19 protein-coding genes and 1 tRNA gene are annotated in these 16,165 nt (G+C 40.7%); 12 read left to right on the top strand and 8 right to left on the bottom strand.

Going from position 1 to position 16,165, the window contains the following annotated elements:
• Positions 1-155: 155 nt before the first annotated feature.
• A complete protein-coding gene (locus tag MTBBW1_RS11225; RefSeq protein ID WP_139786741.1) occupies positions 156-446 on the top strand; it encodes a hypothetical protein in 291 nt (96 codons plus the stop codon).
• On the opposite strand, the gene MTBBW1_RS11220 is transcribed toward MTBBW1_RS11225, so the two are convergent.
• On the bottom strand, positions 394-2,001 hold the full coding sequence (locus MTBBW1_RS11220; RefSeq protein ID WP_080803437.1) for a B12-binding domain-containing radical SAM protein: 1,608 nt from the start codon (positions 1,999-2,001) through the stop codon (positions 394-396). The genes MTBBW1_RS11225 and MTBBW1_RS11220 overlap by 53 nt on opposite strands.
• A 20-nt stretch (positions 2,002-2,021) precedes the next feature.
• Positions 2,022-3,881: a two-component system sensor histidine kinase NtrB gene (locus tag MTBBW1_RS11215; RefSeq protein WP_080803434.1), complete on the bottom strand. Its 1,860-nt coding sequence runs from the start codon at positions 3,879-3,881 to the stop codon at positions 2,022-2,024.
• 568 nt (positions 3,882-4,449) lie between these two features.
• On the opposite strand from MTBBW1_RS11215, the gene MTBBW1_RS11205 reads away from it, so the two are divergent.
• The 4 genes from MTBBW1_RS11205 (at position 4,450) to trpC (ending at position 9,400) form a co-directional block, all read left to right on the top strand.
• Positions 4,450-6,042, top strand: coding sequence for an anthranilate synthase component I family protein (locus tag MTBBW1_RS11205; RefSeq protein WP_080803424.1), 1,593 nt, complete (start codon positions 4,450-4,452; stop codon positions 6,040-6,042).
• Positions 6,036-6,641 (top strand): anthranilate synthase component II, encoded by a 606-nt coding sequence (locus MTBBW1_RS11200; protein WP_080803421.1) that lies wholly within the window; start codon positions 6,036-6,038, stop codon positions 6,639-6,641. The genes MTBBW1_RS11205 and MTBBW1_RS11200 overlap by 7 nt, the downstream gene beginning before the upstream one ends.
• A 96-nt stretch (positions 6,642-6,737) precedes the next feature.
• Positions 6,738-7,757 carry an anthranilate phosphoribosyltransferase gene (trpD, locus tag MTBBW1_RS11195; protein ID WP_080803417.1) on the top strand — a complete coding sequence of 340 codons (1,020 nt, stop codon included), beginning with the start codon at positions 6,738-6,740 and terminating at the stop codon, positions 7,755-7,757.
• Between the two features lie 2 nt (positions 7,758-7,759).
• Positions 7,760-9,400, top strand: a complete 1,641-nt coding sequence (gene trpC / locus MTBBW1_RS29505) for an indole-3-glycerol phosphate synthase TrpC (protein ID WP_245809341.1) — start codon at positions 7,760-7,762, stop codon at positions 9,398-9,400.
• 366 nt (positions 9,401-9,766) lie between these two features.
• On the opposite strand, the gene MTBBW1_RS11185 is transcribed toward trpC, so the two are convergent.
• The 4 genes from MTBBW1_RS11185 to MTBBW1_RS11170 all read right to left on the bottom strand — a co-directional run bounded on the left by MTBBW1_RS11185 (position 9,767) and on the right by MTBBW1_RS11170 (position 12,184).
• Positions 9,767-9,973 carry a hypothetical protein gene (locus MTBBW1_RS11185; protein WP_080803414.1) on the bottom strand — a complete coding sequence of 69 codons (207 nt, stop codon included), beginning with the start codon at positions 9,971-9,973 and terminating at the stop codon, positions 9,767-9,769.
• Positions 9,974-10,126: 153 nt separating this feature from the next.
• Positions 10,127-10,408, bottom strand: a complete 282-nt coding sequence (locus MTBBW1_RS29075) for a hypothetical protein (RefSeq protein ID WP_222424045.1) — start codon at positions 10,406-10,408, stop codon at positions 10,127-10,129.
• 46 nt (positions 10,409-10,454) lie between these two features.
• Complete coding sequence (locus tag MTBBW1_RS11175; RefSeq protein ID WP_080803411.1) at positions 10,455-11,375, bottom strand: LysM peptidoglycan-binding domain-containing protein; 921 nt, start codon at positions 11,373-11,375, stop codon at positions 10,455-10,457.
• A 50-nt stretch (positions 11,376-11,425) separates the two neighbouring features.
• Positions 11,426-12,184: a flagellin gene (locus tag MTBBW1_RS11170; RefSeq protein WP_080803408.1), complete on the bottom strand. Its 759-nt coding sequence runs from the start codon at positions 12,182-12,184 to the stop codon at positions 11,426-11,428.
• 471 nt (positions 12,185-12,655) lie between these two features.
• Here MTBBW1_RS11170 and MTBBW1_RS11165 point away from each other — a divergent pair.
• Positions 12,656-12,732, top strand: a tRNA-Pro gene (locus tag MTBBW1_RS11165).
• Positions 12,733-12,878: 146 nt separating this feature from the next.
• Here the strand turns inward: MTBBW1_RS11165 and MTBBW1_RS11160 are convergent.
• Positions 12,879-13,079, bottom strand: a complete 201-nt coding sequence (locus tag MTBBW1_RS11160) for a hypothetical protein (protein ID WP_080803405.1) — start codon at positions 13,077-13,079, stop codon at positions 12,879-12,881.
• A gap of 268 nt (positions 13,080-13,347) precedes the next feature.
• Here MTBBW1_RS11160 and MTBBW1_RS11155 point away from each other — a divergent pair, with 268 nt between their 5' ends.
• From MTBBW1_RS11155 to MTBBW1_RS11130, 6 genes are all read left to right on the top strand, one after another.
• Entirely contained in the window at positions 13,348-13,539 is a 192-nt protein-coding gene (locus tag MTBBW1_RS11155; protein WP_080803403.1) for a hypothetical protein, read from the top strand.
• Between the two features lie 104 nt (positions 13,540-13,643).
• Positions 13,644-13,826 carry a type II toxin-antitoxin system HicA family toxin gene (locus MTBBW1_RS30335; protein WP_222424044.1) on the top strand — a complete coding sequence of 61 codons (183 nt, stop codon included), beginning with the start codon at positions 13,644-13,646 and terminating at the stop codon, positions 13,824-13,826.
• A complete protein-coding gene (locus MTBBW1_RS11145; protein ID WP_080803397.1) occupies positions 13,826-14,041 on the top strand; it encodes a type II toxin-antitoxin system HicB family antitoxin in 216 nt (71 codons plus the stop codon). Before MTBBW1_RS30335 ends, MTBBW1_RS11145 begins: the two co-directional genes overlap by 1 nt.
• Positions 14,038-14,247 (top strand): type II toxin-antitoxin system HicB family antitoxin, encoded by a 210-nt coding sequence (locus MTBBW1_RS11140; protein WP_080803394.1) that lies wholly within the window; start codon positions 14,038-14,040, stop codon positions 14,245-14,247. The genes MTBBW1_RS11145 and MTBBW1_RS11140 overlap by 4 nt, the downstream gene beginning before the upstream one ends.
• Positions 14,244-14,432: a type II toxin-antitoxin system HicA family toxin gene (locus tag MTBBW1_RS11135; RefSeq protein WP_080803391.1), complete on the top strand. Its 189-nt coding sequence runs from the start codon at positions 14,244-14,246 to the stop codon at positions 14,430-14,432. Before MTBBW1_RS11140 ends, MTBBW1_RS11135 begins: the two co-directional genes overlap by 4 nt.
• 115 nt (positions 14,433-14,547) lie before the next feature.
• Complete coding sequence (locus MTBBW1_RS11130; protein WP_080803388.1) at positions 14,548-15,444, top strand: 1,4-dihydroxy-6-naphtoate synthase; 897 nt, start codon at positions 14,548-14,550, stop codon at positions 15,442-15,444.
• Positions 15,445-15,462: 18 nt separating this feature from the next.
• Here MTBBW1_RS11130 and MTBBW1_RS11125 read toward each other — a convergent pair.
• A partial coding sequence (locus MTBBW1_RS11125) for a KamA family radical SAM protein (RefSeq protein ID WP_080803386.1) occupies positions 15,463-16,165 on the bottom strand: 703 nt, incomplete at its 5' end.

The raw sequence follows: 16,165 nt of genomic DNA, 5'->3' as shown, positions 1-16,165 counted from the left end.
TTAAGATACATGCAAAAAGGCGGCATCCTTCATTTGCCAGTTTACACTTTTTGGAGCCATATTCCCATTTTTAGGGAATTATCTCAAAAAAAGTGTCAACTACTTTTGATGGATTCTGAAGGATGCCAAAAAGGCAATTCAATAAGGATTTTTTTATGGATAGATGTCCAGTATGCAACGCCAGTTCTGAAGAACAGAGGGTTTGCCGCAGATGCAAAGCTCCTCTTGGCAAAATTATGGATTTGGAACAAGATGCTATTGAACACAGAGAAAAGGCGGTCAAGGCATTTAAAGAGAACCGATTTCATGAAATGTTTTTTCATGCAAAACGATGCAGAGGCATTGTAAACAGCCCTGAAAACAGTCAGCTTCTTGCCACGGCAGCAATTCTGATCAGACGTTTTGATCTTGCATATTTCCTGTGGCACCAGAAAACAGCCCAATAAACATGGCGTGATTTGATGTAAAAAAGGGAGGGTCTTTTTTGAGAATCTCCCCTATTCCAGGAGATTTACGAAACTTTTTGTCAAGAAAATACCTGATCTGCCTCCGTCCCCACGCTGCAGGATGCCTGAAATCAAGATAGAGAGACAGATCTCCTCCGTAAAACATGCTTGTTTCAAGCTCAACTGCATCCTCACTGAATCGTGGCAGATTGAAAATTGCAAGATTCATAAAAGAGATGTGGTCACTGTGCTGACTTACATAATCAAGGGTTTTGTGTGCTGAGCCTTCATCTTCAAAAGCGGTTCCGAACAGCAGATAGACATATGTCCTGATTCCTGCAAAATCAAGTGCAGCGAGAACCTTTGATACCATTTTAAGGCTTGTACCCTTCTCCATACTATCAAGCACTGACTGATCCCCTGACTCCAGCCCCAATTTAAGCATTCTGCAACCTGCCAGATAAAGCTTTCTGCAAAATTGCGGATCTGCAAGATCCTTTGTGAACCTCGCAAAACCATACCAGGTGGTTGATGATATGCCATTGCTTCCTGCAATTTTCCTGAGCAATGACGGTGCAATGGCATCATCTGTAAAATGGATATGCTTGATGCCATATTTTTCTGTCAGCAGATTCAGATCATGAAGAAGGTCACTGCTTTTTTCAGCATGGTATGGTATGCCCTCTGCCCTTTCAGGACAAAAACGACAACGCCCCCAATAACAGCCATCAGCAGCCCTGAAAGGAAGAATACGGCCGGGAGCAATGTAATCGTCCCATTTGCAGAAATCAAAGTCAGGGAGAACTCTTTGAACTTTTTTGGTTTTTATACCTGCCAGATTCAGAAGAGGCTCCTCTCCCCTGCCCTTTACCATAATATCAATAAGCCCCTTAAATGGACTCTTCCATTCAGAGCTGCTCATCCATGAAGTGACAAGCCCGCCGCCCATGATAATCTTCTTTTCCGGAAAAGTTGCCTTTAGCCATCCTGCAAGGGCAAAGGCTGTCAATGCCTGACTGAGATAACAAAGAGATATTCCAATGAATCCACTGTAAAAATCAGGTCTCTTTTTACAGAGTAAAAATTTTTCCTCCATTAGAGGTAAAAGAGATGATTCAAAATATGAATAAAAAGGATTTTCACCAAAGTTTTGGGCTGAAAAGAGAAGGTCACAGCTTTTCAGGGGTGAAAGCTTTTGATCACTGTAATCGGACAGAGATATTTTATAGCGATTTTCAACAGATGTGCTTATTACACGGTTTACATCCATAACCCGCTGGCGGTATCTGCCAATATTCCTGTATATAGAGATACTCCTCAAATCATGAAGGTTTTGTTCAAAATTTTTTCTTGCCCGTCTTGTCCAGCTATCAATAGCCATCAATTCAGGCCGGTTATCATCATAAAAGCTTTTTCGGGCAAGCCAGAGTAGAGCGTCAAGATTAGCATCAATTACAGAACAGTTAATATTGTGCTGTTTCAGAAGGCCAGAAAGAAGAGCGACTCCTGCCGGTGGTTCGCAACATTTGGCAACAGGAGGGTAAATAAGAATCATTGTATAATAAACCCTTGAAATTATCCGCCATGTGCCTTTATTTGCTGTAATGGCAGACGAATTATAAATGCAGCACCATTTCCAGGAGACGACTCAACTTTCATGGTGCCACCATGATTTTCGGTAATTATAAAATAGGAAACAGACAATCCAAGACCTGTGCCAACCCCCACAGGCTTTGTTGTAAAAAAAGGTTCAAAAATGTGTTTGCGGGTCTCTTCATCCATTCCCGGGCCATTATCTTCAATCCTGATCTCAATCTGTGAGCTTTGCTCCACAGCACTTACATATATTTTAAAACATGGGGGAGTCTCTGCAATGTCATTTTCAACCATTACCTGGGCTCCGTTTTTAAATATATTAAAAAGCACCTGCTGGATTTTTATCCCATCACATGGTACCGAAGGAAGATTTTCCTGAAATTCTCTAATAATATGAATGTTTTTAAAATCATACTTCTTCTTTAAATCATAATCATTGGAAGCAAGTTCTAAGGTATCATTTACAATACTTTCAATGTTGCACTCAATAAATCCTGAATTACTTTTCCTGCTGAATGACAGCATATTCTCAACAATTCTTGCAGCTCTGCTTCCTGCCTCTTTCACTGATTTAAAAAGCTCTGGAATACTTCTGGCATTCATATATTCAACAACAACAGAAATATCTGTCCCACATGTCCGAGCTGCATCAATATTGGCAGGCAGGTTTGTCATGGTTGTTCTGTTTTCAATAACCTGCATATTCTGTAATATTCCGGCAAGGGGATTATTTATTTCATGAGCCATTCCGGCTGCAAGGCCGCCAACCGAGATCATCTTTTCCGTCTGAATCATAATCTCTTCAAGTCTTACATCTTCTGTTATATCCTGAATTTTAATCACAGCGCCATCTTCTCCCTCAAATGAAATGGGAAGTATTGAGATGGAAAAAGAGTTCATTTCACCGGAGTTTTCAAAACTGACCCGCAGCCCTGTATGGGATATCCGTCGATCAACAGCATTCCATATTGACTCATATATCTCCACGAATTCAGGAAATATTTCAACAAATGCCTCCCCTGTTGCTTCTGACATGGAACTACCTGTATAATGTTCAGCAGCCTTGTTACAATGTGTGAGCTTCAATGCTTGATCAACACTTATGATCATGAAATCCATTGAATCAAATACAACTGAAATGTAATTTTTTGCCCTGCTGAGACTCTCTTCCCGTTTCTGGATTTTACAGGCCATCTCCTTAAAACGACTAACTATGGCACTGAACTCTTTTTCCCGGGGTGCATTATCAAAATTATAAGCATATGTTCCCTGGGAAACCCTCTCCATTCCCTGAATCAAATTATTAAAAGGTGTCTTTAAGAAAATTTTTAAAAGATAACTTGTCATCAAAACAAGAATAAGGGTAATAACCACGGACGTAACAAGATATGAGTAAAAGATATTAATCAGACGATCCTGAGCAAATCTTGTGGTCAAGCCAATTCTCACAGAAGCAATTGATACATTATTATGATAAATAGGCGCTTCAATAAAAAATAGCTCTCTTTTTTTATCCTCTTTATCAAATCTTTTTTTATCAATAATGACACGATCTGTATATGCCTCATAAATCACAAGTTCACATACATATTCTGACAAAAAATAGGCTTCACATATTTTATTTGCTGCTTCAATGTCAAAATTCCATATGGGGAATTCAATGCTTTTCACAATATTATTAATCAATTCATCCCCTTTATGTTCAAGCTCTTTTTTATCAGAATGATGAATGACAACAGCAAACAGCAATGTCGCTGAGGTAACAACTACTATCAACAGCAGTACAAGACTTATGGTTAAATTTCTACCAACTGAAACATTTAAAAAAATACGATTCATCAGAAAAAATGTCCCTTCAATTTTTTTACTTAACCACCCTTTTTTGTTTCTATGAGTAGAAACAAAATTCTTGACAAATTAGCTCTCTGAATGTAATCAATGATGGCTTTTAATGAATATTTCACAACTTGTGATAGCCTTTTTCCGGCAGATAATCCTGTTTTCGGGTAACTATAACAATATAAACACAGCAACTGAAAATTTACAATCACCAATTTTGGCATCCTTAATTTCATCCAAAATTAATTTACACTTTTCAGATGTAAAGCCTTTGAAAAAGGGAATACGAATCACAAAAGTGTAAAGCGGAAAATGAAACATGCCCCAATTTTTAGGAATCAGTTTTAAATAACGGCCATGGCAAAACCATCTTGCCACAACGAAGCATGAAATCCCTGAAAAAAAACTTGAAATACGGGGACTTTCATATAACGGCCATGGCAGTTCCATCTGCCACAACGAAGCATGAAAGTCCTATAGTTCCTTAAAAGACGGGGACTTTCTTATAAAACGACTATGGCGGATGCCTGCCATAATAAAATTATGAAATTAATCTGGACAGACAATTATGATATTAAAAAGATATCCCACCGAAAATGAATTCATGGAACTTGCTGAAACAAGCAATGTGGTTCCTGTATGTGCTGAACTTCTTGCAGATACAGAGACACCCGTATCCATTCTCCAGAAATTCTATAAACCTGATGAGCCAGTTTTCCTGTTAGAGAGTGTCGAAGGTGGCGAACATTGGGCAAGATACAGCTTTATGGGGCTTTCTGCAAAAACCCATGTCAAAGTTTTTAAGGAACATGTCACCATCGAAGAGAACGGAGGAACCAGAAGCATTGAACATAATGGTGATCCCATGCTCATACTTAAAAATCTTACAAAAGCCTACAAACCTGCTGACATGCCCTCTCTTCCAAGGTTCTGGAGCGGTCTTACAGGCTACATGACCTATGAAATGGTGTCATTTTTCGAGAATATTCCAACAGCGCTGCCAGATGGAACACCTTATGCGTATTTCATTATTCCAGATGCTATGATCATTTTTGATAACATGAATCATACCTTGACCTGTCTTGCCATCTCCTGTACTCAGAATAAAGACTCAAAAAGATGCTATCATGATGCCGCAGCCAATCTTGACAAAATGGTTGAAACCATCCAGAGCAAAAACGCAGGCCATAACTCCCTTATAGAACAAAATCATGGCATTACTGGCATTACAGCCGCCATGAGCCCAAACCCAAATTGCAGCAGCCAAAAGGCTTCTTACCATTGCCATAACACCTCTGCTGATACAGATTTTTCACTCACCACAGAGACAGACCATGATACCTACATAAAAGGGGTCGAAAAGATAAAAAACCACATTGTTGCAGGTGATATTATTCAGGCTGTCTATTCACAACCATTTTCCTCAACAATTCCTGTTAACCCTGTTATGCTCTACAGGGCACAGCGTTACATAAACCCATCCCCATACATGTTCTTCATGAATATGGGCAAAATAGCCATTGCCGGGTCATCTCCTGAAACCATGGTAAGGCTTGAAAACAGGACAGCCACAATCCGTCCGATTGCAGGGACGCGACCAAGGGGTACAACAGAGCAGGAAGACAGGCAGCTTGCAGATGAGCTTCTAAATGATGAAAAAGAGCGCGCAGAGCATCTCATGCTTGTGGATCTTGGAAGAAACGACCTTGGAAGAGTATCTGAAACCGGCACAGTACAGGTGACAGACATGATGTTTGTCGAGCGCTATTCCCATGTCATGCATCTTGTATCCAATATCACAGGTGAAATGAAGGAGGATATGGATGCCTGGGATCTTCTTCAGGCAACCTTTCCTGCCGGAACCCTTTCAGGCGCTCCAAAAATCAGGGCAATGGAGATAATAGCAGAGCTTGAAAAAAGCCCAAGGGGAATATACGGTGGCGCTGCCGGTTATATCTCTTTTTCAGGCAACATGGATCTTGCCATAACCATACGTACTGCAACCGTGGAAAATGGCAAAATGAAGGTTCAGTCAGGGGCCGGTATTGTTGCAGACTCACAGCCGGAAACAGAGTATCAGGAGTGCATAAACAAAGCCAGAAGCGTTGAACGGGCAATGAAACTTGCTCTTTCCGCCAATAATGGAGGATCATCATGTTAATAGCAGTTATTGACAATTATGATTCCTTTACCTTCAATCTGGTTCATTACATAATGCAGTCCGGAGCAAAGGTAAATGTATTCAGAAACAACCGGACAACAGTGGAAGAGATTGAGATCCTCAACCCCGAGGGGATAGTTATCTCCCCGGGGCCTGGACGCCCTGAGGATGCAGGTATATCAATGGAGACTGTAAATCGTTTTTCAGGCAAAATTCCCATACTTGGAGTTTGTCTCGGGCATCAGACCATTGCACACTGTTTTGGCGGGGATATTGTACAGGCAAAACGTATCATGCATGGAAAAACATCCATGGTCACAGGAGATGATCTCTTTATCTTTAAAGGAATCAAAAAACCATTTGCAGCAATGCGCTATCACTCCCTTGCTGTTTCGGAAAAGACTCTGCCGGAATGTCTTGTTGTAACAGCAAGATCCGATGACGGGGAAATCATGGGGCTTCGACACAGAGAACATCCCACCCATGGCGTTCAATTCCATCCGGAATCAATAATGACGGTTGTCGGAAAACGAATAATTAGAAATTTTGTCAGGGAAGTTGAACAGAGCAGTTTAAAAAAATTGCAATCAAATGAATAATATGCACCAGTCAAAATTAAATTTGCAATATTCTTCCGCAGGAATAATCGAATTAATTCAGCTCGGGTATTTAAATATTTTTTAAAGGAGTAACAGATGACATTTACCGATTATCTGAATATGATCATAAAACGCCAGGATCTCTCAATGGATCAGATGGGTTCCATGCTGTCGGATATTTTCTCAGGCACAATTACAGAGGCACAGATAGGTGCATTCATGGCTGCCCTGGCTGTAAAAGGGGAAACCTTTGAAGAGCTTGCAGGTGCTGCCCGGGCAATGAGGCGAAAAGCTGCAAGGATTCAGACCATATCCCAAAAAGCTGTGGATACGTGCGGCACAGGAGGTGATGCTTCGGGTTCATTCAACATATCCACAACAACTGCCTTTGTTGTGGCCGGATGCGGTATTACAGTTGCAAAACACGGCAACCGCAGCATATCAAGTAAATGCGGAAGTGCCGATGTCCTTGAAGCCCTTGGTGTCAACATAAACACTGACCCTGAAGTGGTTGAAGAGGCTGTGAACGAAATCGGCATAGGCTTTCTGTTTGCACCAACTTTTCACAGTGCCATGCGCCATGCTGCAAAAGCAAGAAAAGATGTTGGCATAAAAAGCATCTTCAACATGCTCGGGCCTCTTACTAACCCGGCAGCGGCAAGATGTCAGCTTCTTGGTGTATTTGCCCCGGAACTCACTGAAATGTTTGCAGAGGCACTTAAACTTCTTGGAACCCACCGAGCGTTTGTAGTGCATGGCCATGACGGCATGGACGAAATCACGGTGTGCGCACCCACAAGGGTCTCGGAGTTGAATAATGGCATTATCCGATCCTATGATCTGGATCCTCTGGAGTTTTTTGATCAATATGCCGATCCTTCTGAACTTAAAGGAGGAGATGTAAATGTCAATGCGGCCATCACAACCGCCATACTCAACGGAGAAAAAGGACCAAGGCGCAATGTTGTCCTTATCAACAGTGCGGCTGCACTGGTGGCAGCCGACAGCGCAGACAATCTTGCTGATGGTATAAAAAAAGCATCACAATCAATTGACTCCGGAAGTGCCCTGGAAAAATTAAAGCAACTTGTCAGATTTACACAGGAGAACGCTTAAAAATGGCAGTGTCAGTATCAGGTTTTCTCAGGGAAGTGCTCTCTTTTAAAAAAAAGGATCTGGAATATGCAAGATCCCTGATCTCCTTGAAAGAGATGCGAAACAGAGCGGAAAATATGGAGAGCGAATTAAAACGCAAATGCTCCGGCAACCCGCTTGAACAGAAAAAAGCAATTGAACGATCCTTTTATTCAGCCATGAAAAGAAGTTCTCATGATCGTGCAGGAATCATTGCAGAGATCAAAAAAGCATCGCCTTCAAAGGGGGATATCCGCCCTGATCTTGATCCTGCTTCCTATGCAAAAGATTATACTAATGCCGGTGCAGCAGCAATTTCTGTTCTCACTGAATCCCATTTTTTCAAAGGAACCATTGAAGATCTCAAAGCTGTAAGATCAGCAACAAACCTTCCTGTTCTGCGAAAAGACTTTACAATTTCATCATATCAGATCTATGAAGCAAGGGCATACGGAGCAAATTCAATTCTTCTTATCACATCAATTCTTACAAGGGAGCAACTTAAAGATTATGTAATACTCACACGGGAAATGGGTATGGAACCCCTTGTTGAGATCCACTCTGAATGGGAGATCGAAAACGCCCTTTTTGCCAATGCCGGAATTATCGGTATAAACAATCGTAATCTTGAAACACTTAAAACAGATACTTCGGTTGCCAAAAGAGTTGTGCCATTTCTGACACAGAAACAGATACCTGTTGAAGCAAGCGGAATCTCATCCCCTGGAGAGATTCAAAAGGGGATGGAGTCAGGGATTTTCAACTTTCTTGTGGGTGAAAGTATTGTAAGGGCTGACAATACAAAGGAATTTGTGCAAAGCCTTGTCAATGCAGGACAAGATGCTGCAAAAAATATTTATGATTCAGGAAATTTTGAGACAGCATATTCTAAACGCGAGTCAGTAGAAGCTCAACATCAAAAATATCAGATTCAACAAAATCCCCCTGAAAATAATCTGACTGATAAAAAGAGATCAAATGATATTCAAAACAGGAGAGTTGCCGTCAAAATATGCGGCCTTACAGTTCCGGATGAGGCTATAGCCTGCGCAAAAGCAGGTGCTGATGCCATAGGACTTGTCTTTTATCCCCCAAGCCCAAGAAACCTTTCCATAAAACAGGCGGCAGAAATTACAGCAGCACTTCCGGATGATATTATGACCACCGGGGTATTTGTGGATGAACCATTTGAATTCATTATGGAGAGAGTAAGAGAGTGCAGGCTTAAGGCGGTACAGCTCCATGGCTGCGAACCGCCGGAACTTGTTAAAAGATTGGCGGAACAGGGTATTTTTGTAATCAAGTCACTTTTTGCAGCAAGGGAACCCTGTCTTGCAGATGCAGGCAAATACAAAGATGCAGATGCCATTCTTGTGGAGTACGGAAAAGGAGTGCTACCTGGGGGCAATGCAGAAAAATGGAACTGGGAACTTGCAAAATCTGCTTTATCAGGAATTAGCGAGAAACAGAAAGTGATTGTAGCAGGCGGAATCTCTCCTGAAAACGTCACTGAAGCCATCAAGCTGTCAGAACCCTGGTGTATTGATGTAAGTTCCGGTGTGGAAGTCTCTCCGGGAAGAAAGGATATTGCAAAAGTTGAGCAAATGATAAATCAAATCAGGTAATGCTTTTCATGTTTAGACTGTGTAAATTGGCATGCTTCATTTACCGGTTTACACTTTCTGGGACAGATGTCCATTTATCGGGAAGTTCCATCAAAAAAGTGTAAACTACTTTTGGGATGATATGAAGGATGCCTGTAAATTCCCAGTAAAATTAATTAATTGGGATTAAATAACTCTCCCTTTTTAATAACGGGGACAGATTTAAAAGCTGTCCCCAAAGAAAGTACGAAAGAGTACAAAAATGAGCAAGTCATTTAAGGCTCATTTACCGTGGAAATGGATACAAATTTTTATTTTCGGGGGGCGAAACGTCTCCCTTGTCCGTTTGCACTAATTAAATATAAAACAAACAATACTCAGACAAATTCACTTGTTTTTCAATATTTGCTGATGCTCCATTGCCTTTTTGCTTATCTCTTCCCCACTCAATCCTTTAAAAAGATTTTCTCGCCATTTTGTATAATCAAATCTCTCTCTTTGGACAAGTGCAATAAACCTTTCAGCTTCAATCATTCCGAGGTTGTCACTCAACACCTCAAGTCCAGCCATTTTGATTTCAGTATCAGTTCTCACTGTTATATTCCCATTGAATTATAAAATCTATTGGACTTCTTATTTGTATTTCAGTGCAGTGTGTTGCTTTCTTTAAAACAGCTTTATCTACCGTTAAAAAATATTCACACCGCAACTCAATAGCGCAAGCAACATGCAAAGCATCCAAGGCTTTTAGCCTGTAGCTGTAAGTTCCTTCATTCTTAATAAAATGTCTGCTGTCTCATTAGTAAATGAAGCTGAGAGTGCTTTCCATTTTTGAATTTCTACTCGTTTTTCCAGATATGGATTTGAAGCATTTTCAAAATCAAGAACATAAGACCATGCCAGGGAAAGACGACCGGTCTTGATTTTTTCTTGAATGTCCAGCTTTGCCTCTGTTTCGAGCCTTACAGTTAAAAGAGATTGATCATCAAAAGGCCTATTAAAACAGCAATTATCAAGATATATTTTCATAGTTATTCAATGAAATTGGATCAATTCATTTCAAGCAGACTGAAAATTACTCTCTTACGATAATTTTCTGGCCTATCATAATAGGATCCTTTGTAGCCATCTGATTTATTTTTCTCAAATGGGCTACTGTTGTATTATATTTTTTGCTTATATTATACAATGTATCCCCTTTTTCAATTGTATGATACAAAGGAGATTTTCCTGAAACATTTTCTTTTTCAGGTTCACTTTTAACTGCTTTACTACTTTCTGTATTTGCAGCTTTTTTTGTGGAAACAGAAATACTTGTTTTAGTGTTGTCAGGTTGATTTTCCACTTCCTGCTTCTTAACGGCAACTGGTACCCCTGATGAGGATGAACCTGCTTCGGAAGTCTGTTGAGAAGAAGAAGTTGTTTTCAAATTTTTTGAATATGATGATGATGAAGGAGATGAGGCTGTAGCCTTCTCTTTAGATGACAGGAGAGCAGCAGCACGGGCATTCCTGCTGATATCCTTTGACATTGCAATAAGGTTATCTTCCATCTTGTCAACACGGGCAGTCACAATATCAAACTTTACAGAAAGTGCTGTCTCAACCCTTTCAAGCCTTCCGCCAAATTGCTCCAGCTCCGGAACATTCCCACTGCCTGTCTGACTATCTATGGTACCCCTTGCAATATCAAAGGTCTGCAAGGCCTCCTCAAGCCTTGTAAGCCTCTCTTCAATGCTTTTCAGGGCAGCAGATGAAACCGCCTGGTTGTTATCCTCTCCTACCCCGTTATTATTAAGTTCTTCTGATGGCCTGAAAAAAAGAAAAAAAAGAATTACAGTAAGGACTCCGGCTCCCAGCAGCACCAGGGACATTTCGTTTCTTTTCAGCATTGAACCGCCTGCAAAGTCTGAATCCTCAGATATTTTCTTTTTGTTCTGGTTGATGACTATATTATCCTTTAAAAGATCAGCATCTGATGCTTTACGTTTATCCATTATTTTTTTCTCTGCAAGTAAAAGGGGGGCTCAAGAAGAAAGCTCCTGTTTTATGATGGCATTGCACCCAGAAGAGACATTACATTTCTGGGCTGTACATTTGCCTGGGCCAGCGCAAACATTCCTGCATTGCGCAGGTCTTCCATACTCTTCATATTCATGGATTCTTCAGCTATATCAACATCTTTTATGGCAGATGATGACTGATATGAATTGACCATCTGTGAACCCAATGCAGTTATATCCGAAGATATCTGGTTCTGACGTGAACCAAACTCTCCCCTTAAGGCTGAATTGGTTTCCAGGGCTTCATCAACCAGATCAAGTGATGCCTGGCTGCTCTCCACGCTGGAAAGATCAATACCAGACAACGATGAGAAACCTGGCGCATCGGAAAGAAGCCTCTGTCCATTGAACTCTGTGCTTTCATAAAGCTTGCCAAGGGATTCCATGGATTTTGAAATATCATCCTGAAGAGCACTTCTCTCTCCGGTAGAAAGGGCATCCGAAGAGGCCTGAACAACCTTTTCACGTATGCCCTGCATGATATTTGTCGCTTCTCCCAATGCTCCGTCAGCAATCTGCATTCTGCTTATATCATTGACTGCATTGCTGATCATCTGCCCTGCCCCTCTGGCCTGGCTGTTAAGAGCATCGGCAATCATCATGCCTGAAGCATCATCTGATGCACTGTTGATTTTACTTCCAGTTGCAAAACGCTGGATAGAACTGTTAATACCATTGGTGGAGTTGTTCAGTGAATTCAGCGCCCTCTGGGCTGCTGTATTTGTATTTATTGAAAAAGACATCCCGCACCTCCTCTTCCTGCTTTACTAACTTTTTATTATGTCACAAAAAACAGACTGCATTCGCCATGATCAGATATATAGATTTCCAGAAAAGTTTTTGGCATCTCAATCTTGAATTGAAACCACTGTGAGGTTGCCCCTACAGTATTTTACCAATTGCATTATCTGGAAGGCTATAGAATAAAGACTATACCTGAATCAGGTAAAATGTCAATTTTATTATACTACAGGTAATCTCCTGCTACTCTTCTGTTATTGCCCCCCAATAACAATATCGGCAGCAGATGATGATATGAAAAGTTGTCTATCAAAAAGATACTTTTATTCATTCTTCCATTATCGTGTGAGAGCAAAATATTGTTTAAAATTTGTCCAAATCAATACACCGCAAGCCGATAAATTATTGAGACTCAATTTTTGATTGACAATAGCGCCTAAAAAGCCTATTAGACCAAGTGATATTTATGATGTCGGGATGTGGCTCAGTCTGGTAGAGCACAGCGTTCGGGACGCTGGGGTCGGAGGTTCGAATCCTCTCATCCCGACCAATAGAAACAAAGGCTTTCAGCATTTTTGGTGCTGAAAGCCTTTTGATTTTTCTGCCTAAACCCTTGATTGACAAACCCCAAACCCTTTTCGAGTTTGGACGGCTCCCCAGAAGGTGTATATTAGTTACATTTCAAAAATGCTGAAATTAAAGGATTCTTGAAAAACCGCTTTGAGCTAATTGACGCCCACATCCATTTCCAGCCGAATTCCGTAACCCTATAAGAAATTGAACAACAACACCAAGGGAAAAGAAAGAGCGAATGTAGCCACGGAAAATAACGCGATCAAATGACGTGTAGTTGAACTTGATGTTTTCAGCGAACTGGGTTACAAAGAAATTATTCATGGGTAATCTCCTCTATTTGATGAAGTTAGTATTCCATCAATAGTAAATATTCGGATTCCTCATCTTGATACACAATATCTTGTGCTTTCACACAGTAAAAGATTAACGCATCTCAATATGTTGTATTACAAATTTGAGACTCCGAATATTTACCATCAATAAACAAATTACCCATGAATAGTAAATATTTCGGATGCTTAGGAATTAATTTTTAATAACTTGCCCATTCACCTCCCCCAACCCCTCGCCATTACTGGAGAGGGGGAGTTTGGGTAAGTTAATTACTCAAAATCGACATGTTGTTGGCTTTTTTGGAATTTATGGCATTTGTCTGAATCAGGATAACCAGGATTTACAGGATGCTCAAGATTTTTATCCTGTAAATCCTGGTTATCCTGGGCATGCTGATTCAGACAGTATTGACAAGCTTCAAAAGCTCATAGGTGTCGTTTTTGAGTAATTAAACCATATTACTTAACACAGGATTTGAACTTTAGGTCGTTAAACTTTATATGAAAGTCTCGGTAACAGCCTGTTTTTAAAACGACTTTCATCTTTTAGATTGTGGCGGTCATCAGCCATGTATGTTATAGAAATGACGGTTGGGTTTTAGATAGAACTAAAGGAAGTCATCGTCAATTTATTCACACCATAAAATCTGTTAAGGTTAATGTTGCAGGCAAGTTGAGTATAGAGAGCCCACCAGGGACATTAAACAGCATTTTAAAACAGGCAGGTTTACAATAATGAAATTTACAATCATTTTAGAAAGAGGCGAAACAAATTATGGAGCTTTTGTTCCTGATCTCCCTGCCTGTATAGCAGTTGGAGAAAAAAAGCCCGATGTTATATCTCTTATCAAAGAAGCCATAGAATTTCACAAAGAAGGATTGATTGAAGACGGGAACCCTTTACCTGAGCCTCGATGTGATATTATGGCAGTGGAGGTTATGGCAGCATGAACACCTACACAGCATTAATCAGACAGACAAAAGATTGGTGGATAGGCTGGATACAAGAAATACCTGGAGTTAATTGCCAGGGAGAAACCCGTGAAGAGTTGCTGGAATCCTTAAAAACTACTTTGCAAGAAGTAATTGAAATGAATCGGCAGGAGGCTGTCTCTCAAGCCGGAGAAAATTATTTTGAAGAGCTTATTGCTGTATGAAACGAAAAGCTTTTTTAAAGCATCTTCGTAAATATGGCTGTGATTTACTTAGGGAAGGTGGCAGCCATTCATGGTGGTATCACATGGAATCAGGAAAAAAATCCTCTGTACCAAGGCACTCTGAAATTGATGATATGTTGACCAGAAAGATATGCAAAGACCTTGGAATTGATTGGATTCGATAGCTCATGGCTATAGTTCAGAAAAAAGACGGTCGTTGGGCAGTAGAGCGGCTGGTTGACACCTATGCCAGTTTATTCATCTGAAATATTATAGACTTATTGGAAGCGGTTATCCATTATGAAAAAAGATCTTACTTTAGCCTATTCAACCTGCCCCAACGACACCTATATATTCCATGCAATTGCAGATGGGCTGCTTCCCTGCAATTTCAACTTTGATATAACCCTTGCTGATGTTGAGACCCTGAATCAAAATGGACAAAAAGGCAAATTTGATATCAGCAAACTCTCTTTTGCAGCTTTTGGCTTTATGCAGGACAAATATGCACTTCTCAGAACAGGAGCGGCTCTTGGAAGGGGCTGCGGGCCACTTTTGGTTGGACTTCCCGGAAAATCACTTGATTCATCATCAGATAACACCATCCAGCTCATCAACTGCCCATCAAAGGAGAAAATAATAAAACCTGTTATTGCTGTTCCGGGCATGGGGACAACAGCCTTTGTTCTTCTACGTCTTTTTCTGAATGATCATTTTCCCCATCTTCAACCAGAGATAATTCCAATGCCTTTTGAAAAAGTTATGCCTTCTGTTATTAAAAAAGAGGCAGACTTTGGTCTGATCATACATGAAAGTCGCTTTGTTTACAAAGAGATGGGACTTAACTCACTTGTTGATCTTGGCAACTGGTGGGAAGAGAAAACAGGGTTACCCATTCCACTTGGCTGCATAGCAATAAAAAGAGAATTAGGAAAAGAAACAGCAAAAGCCATTGAAAATCTGACAGGCCAAAGCATTGACTACGCCAGGCAACACCCTGAAGCTGGCACGGATTACATAAAAAAACATGCCCAGGAGCTCAACAGTGAAGTAATTCAGGCACATATAGAACTATATGTTAATGAATTTTCAAGAGACATTGGAGAGGAAGGAGAGGCTGCCATACATGCTTTTTATGAAAATGCCAGAAAAGCAGAAATTATCCCCCAAAGCTCGCTTCCTCTTTTTGCCTGCTGACCTTTAAAATCAAATCATTCAGAATAGATACTGGCAGCGATGCCCCTGATAATTTTCCACCACAGCTTTGTTGCCATCTAAGGATTTTATGTACTCAGGGGTAACAGGCACTTTTCCATACCCACCAGGCAAATCAATAACATAGTGAGGTATGGCAATTCCTGATATGTGTCCCCTCATGGATTTTATTATGTTGAGTCCTGTTTCAAGGGATGGCCGCAAATGAGCTGTTCCTGCAACCGGATCAGGGTGGTGCAGGTAGTAGGGACGAACCCTCATACGAATCAGCCCTTTCATAAGTTCTGTCATAACCTCGGGTGTATCATTTATCCCCTTTAGAAGGACAGTCTGGCAACCCAGGGGAATTCCGGCATCAGCAAGCATTGCACATGCTGAGGCTGCCATATCTGTAATTTCAAGTGGGTGGTTGAAGTGGGTATTTATATATAAAGGATGATATTTTTTCAGAACTGATACAAGATTGTCCGTGATTCTTGAGGGAAGTGTGCAAAGTACCCTTGTGTGTATTCTGATGACCTCTACATGGTCAAATGACTTCAATTTTGAGAGAATCCTGTCAATTGATTCAGTATCAAGAAGCAGTGGATCGCCGCCTGATAGAATCACATCATCTATTGCCCTGTTTTTTTCGATATATGCCAGTCCATGTTCAAGGGAATTGCTTTCCCGATTGCAGGTTCCAACCTCTCTTTTTCGCATG

It is taken from the genome of Desulfamplus magnetovallimortis (assembly GCF_900170035.1).
GTDB lineage: Bacteria > Desulfobacterota > Desulfobacteria > Desulfobacterales > Desulfobacteraceae > Desulfamplus > Desulfamplus magnetovallimortis.
The sequence above is the reverse complement of the archived record's forward strand: the minus strand, read 5'-3'. Positions and strand labels throughout refer to the sequence as shown.

What these genes read in the sequence shown, in the direction of transcription:
- MTBBW1_RS11160 (WP_080803405.1), bottom strand. Translation starts at nt 13,079, where the DNA reads ATGAATAATTTCTTTGTAACCCAGTTCGCTGAAAACATCAAGTTCAAC.
- MTBBW1_RS11205 (WP_080803424.1), top strand. Translation starts at nt 4,450, where the DNA reads ATGATATTAAAAAGATATCCCACCGAAAATGAATTCATGGAACTTGCT.
- MTBBW1_RS29075 (WP_222424045.1), bottom strand. Translation starts at nt 10,408, where the DNA reads ATGAAAATATATCTTGATAATTGCTGTTTTAATAGGCCTTTTGATGAT.
- MTBBW1_RS11215 (WP_080803434.1), bottom strand. Translation starts at nt 3,881, where the DNA reads ATGAATCGTATTTTTTTAAATGTTTCAGTTGGTAGAAATTTAACCATA.
- trpC (WP_245809341.1), top strand. Translation starts at nt 7,760, where the DNA reads ATGGCAGTGTCAGTATCAGGTTTTCTCAGGGAAGTGCTCTCTTTTAAA.
- MTBBW1_RS11145 (WP_080803397.1), top strand. Translation starts at nt 13,826, where the DNA reads ATGAAATTTACAATCATTTTAGAAAGAGGCGAAACAAATTATGGAGCT.
- MTBBW1_RS11130 (WP_080803388.1), top strand. Translation starts at nt 14,548, where the DNA reads ATGAAAAAAGATCTTACTTTAGCCTATTCAACCTGCCCCAACGACACC.
- MTBBW1_RS11135 (WP_080803391.1), top strand. Translation starts at nt 14,244, where the DNA reads ATGAAACGAAAAGCTTTTTTAAAGCATCTTCGTAAATATGGCTGTGAT.
- trpD (WP_080803417.1), top strand. Translation starts at nt 6,738, where the DNA reads ATGACATTTACCGATTATCTGAATATGATCATAAAACGCCAGGATCTC.
- MTBBW1_RS11220 (WP_080803437.1), bottom strand. Translation starts at nt 2,001, where the DNA reads ATGATTCTTATTTACCCTCCTGTTGCCAAATGTTGCGAACCACCGGCA.
- MTBBW1_RS11170 (WP_080803408.1), bottom strand. Translation starts at nt 12,184, where the DNA reads ATGTCTTTTTCAATAAATACAAATACAGCAGCCCAGAGGGCGCTGAAT.
- MTBBW1_RS11225 (WP_139786741.1), top strand. Translation starts at nt 156, where the DNA reads ATGGATAGATGTCCAGTATGCAACGCCAGTTCTGAAGAACAGAGGGTT.
- MTBBW1_RS11200 (WP_080803421.1), top strand. Translation starts at nt 6,036, where the DNA reads ATGTTAATAGCAGTTATTGACAATTATGATTCCTTTACCTTCAATCTG.
- MTBBW1_RS11175 (WP_080803411.1), bottom strand. Translation starts at nt 11,375, where the DNA reads ATGGATAAACGTAAAGCATCAGATGCTGATCTTTTAAAGGATAATATA.
- MTBBW1_RS11140 (WP_080803394.1), top strand. Translation starts at nt 14,038, where the DNA reads ATGAACACCTACACAGCATTAATCAGACAGACAAAAGATTGGTGGATA.